This window comes from Oleiphilus sp. HI0066 (assembly GCF_001635725.1).
The window spans coordinates 1-700 of sequence record NZ_LWFH01001352.1 but is presented as its reverse complement, the minus strand read 5'-3'; the positions used below and the strand labels follow the sequence as shown (position 1 = coordinate 700).

The window sequence follows — 700 nt, the reverse complement described above, 5'->3', positions numbered from 1 at the left end:
ATCGCAACGCGATTTTCTTGTGCTTGAGATTCTTTCGGAATTCCGATCAACATAAGGTTGACTCCATATGAGGGTTTGATTCTAAAAAGCTTGGCACTGTGCTTACTGAATCTGATAAGCCCAGTGTTGAATGTGTAAATGCTCTAACATTTGCTAAGAGTTGAGCATCGTTTTTCAATGAGTGTCCGTAACTTGGAATTAGCGATTGAAGCGTGACTAAGTGACTGCCTTGAGTCAGTTCAGGCATACAACGTTCAATGACATCAAGCATTGCTGATACACAGGTCGACGCACCTGGGGAGGCACCCATAAGTGCCGCCAAAGAGCGATCTTTGGTTGCTAATACTTCTGTTCCAAATTCCAAAGAGCCTTTTCCTCGTGCTCCTGTTTTAATGATTTGCACGCGCTGACCAGCACGGCGTAACTGCCATTCGCTATGATCAGCGTGTGGTAAGAACCCATTTAAGTGAGTAAGTCTTGCGTCACGTGAACTGAGTGCTTCTTTTACTAAGTACTGCGTAAGAGACCAGTTGTTACGAGCAACGTGTAAAAGGTTGGCAATATTGTCTAAACGCACGCTACGAATAAGATCTAGGATGTTGCCTTGTTTTAAAAATTTCGTCGTAAAGCCTGCAAATGGTCCGAACAGTAGTGCAGGCTTACCATCAATGTAACGTGTATCTAAATGAGGGACAGACAT

At 43.7% G+C, this 700-nt stretch carries 1 protein-coding gene; it reads right to left on the bottom strand.

All coding sequences use genetic code 11. From position 1 onward, the window contains the following. Window positions 1-46: 46 nt before the first annotated feature. Window positions 47-700: malate:quinone oxidoreductase (locus A3738_RS20320; protein ID WP_082890090.1), on the bottom strand; the 654-nt coding region annotated here is incomplete at its 5' end.